A 1,672-nucleotide genomic window follows, 5' to 3' on the forward strand; every position below is an offset into this window, starting at 1 on the left:
CTGCGCGGGGGCCCGGCCCCGCCGGCGTCCGCCGCCCGGAACGGCCCGGTCACCGGGCGGGCACCGGCTCTTCCGGCAGGTGCCAGAAGTGGCGGCGGTGCAGCGCGTCCAGGTCGTGCTGGAGCGCGGGCCGCGGCACGGCCAGCACGGGGCAGCCGGCCTGCCGGAGGCAGCCGGCCGCGACCGAGGGGCGCAGGCCCCGCCGCAGCAGCCCGCGGCCTGCGCCGACCACCAGCAGGTCGTCCGGCCGGCCGGCGAGCCCGACCAGCACCGGCACGGTCTGCCCGCGGACCGCCAGCGACCGCAGCGGCACCGCGGGCCGGGCCCCGCCGAACGCCTCGCCGAGGGCGGTGGCCAGCCGTCCGGCGGCCGCGTCGCGCACCGCGGCGAGCAGCGGCGGGCAGGGCGAGCGCCGGTAGCCGAACTCCCCGCCGGGCGGCTCCCACGCCAGTACGGCCAGTACCTCGGCACCGAGGCGTCCGGCCTCCGCCACCGCGCGGTGCAGCGCGGCGAGACTCCCCAGCGAACCGCTGACCCCGACCACGACCCGGCGCGGGCCGTCCTCGTCCCGGCGGCTGACGTTCATGATCCATCCTCTGTCGTCCGTACCAATCCGGACTCCAGCAAAGCCGCGCACCGGCCGCCCGGACGCCTCCTTGACAGCTCCCTGACGCCGCCGGCCGCGATCCTGACGCGCCCCGAACGGACCCGCCGCCCGGACCCGCCGCCGCGGCGGCCACCCGGACGGAGGACGGCAGCGGAGCGCAGGCCGCGCACCGGCCGCCGCCGACGGGGGCCTCGCCCAGTATGGGAGGCGTGACAGTCGCGACCCTGCCCTCCCAGGACCCTGCGCTCCCCGGTCTCGACGGCCTGGGAGGACACCCGCTGATCGGCCGTCTGGTACGGGTCGGGCAGCGCCTGCACCAGGTCGACACCGACCACCCGTGGCTGCTGGACACGGCGGTGGTGGCCGCGGCGTTCGTGCTGTTCTGCATCCCGGACCTGGTGCCCGACGGTTCGCGCGGGCTGCGGCCCCGGCTGGCCCGGCTGCCCACGGCCGGCGTCCTGGTGCTGCAGCTCGCCCTGGTGGTGCCGCTGTGGTGGCGCCGCCGGGCCCCGTCCGCCGCGTTCGCCGTGGTCGCCGCGGTCGTCGCCGTGCAGTGGGTCGCCGTGCTGTGGCTCCGGGCGGACGTCGCCCTGCTGGTGACCCTGTACGCGGTGGCCCTGCACGCGCCGCTCCCGCACCTGCCGTGGGCCTGCGGCGCCACGGCCGCGGCGCTCGGGCTGATTGCCGTCCGGCTGTCACCCACGGTCTTCTTCGGGGACGCGCTGTTCTTCCTGGCCGGCACGGCGACCGCCTCCGTCGCGCTCGGGCTGGTGCTGCGGATCCGCCGGGCGTACGTGGTGGCGCTGCGTGAGCGGGCCGTCCGGCTGGAGATCGAGCGGGACCAGCGCGCCGAGCTCGCCGCCGCCGCCGAACGCGCACGGGTGGCCCGCGAGATGCACGACATCGTCGGGCACAACCTCTCCGTCATCATCGGCCTCGCCGACGGCGGCGCCTACGCGGCGGGGGGGGCGCCCGCGCGCCGCCGCGGGGGGGCGGCGATAACTCGCGGGCCCCGCCGCCGGCGCGGGCGGGGGCGGAGAGGCGCCGGCTGGGGGCGGCGGGGCG

2 protein-coding genes are annotated in these 1,672 nt (G+C 79.1%); one reads left to right on the forward strand and one right to left on the reverse strand.

The window, feature by feature from the left end:
• Positions 1–49: 49 nt before the first annotated feature.
• Positions 50–586, reverse strand: a complete 537-nt coding sequence (locus tag ACFV0G_RS38365; RefSeq protein ID WP_380558208.1) for a universal stress protein — start codon at positions 584–586, stop codon at positions 50–52.
• 230 nt (positions 587–816) lie between these two features.
• Between ACFV0G_RS38365 and ACFV0G_RS38370 the strand changes: the two genes are divergently transcribed.
• Positions 817–1,672: histidine kinase (locus ACFV0G_RS38370; RefSeq protein ID WP_380558211.1), on the forward strand; the 856-nt coding region annotated here is incomplete at its 3' end.

The organism is Kitasatospora sp. NPDC059571 (genome assembly GCF_042735675.1).
In the GTDB taxonomy this organism is placed as follows: domain Bacteria; phylum Actinomycetota; class Actinomycetes; order Streptomycetales; family Streptomycetaceae; genus Kitasatospora.

Coding starts and splice junctions, on each gene's coding strand:
- ACFV0G_RS38365 (WP_380558208.1), bottom strand. CDS start 586: ATGAACGTCAGCCGCCGGGACGAGGACGGCCCGCGCCGGGTCGTGGTC.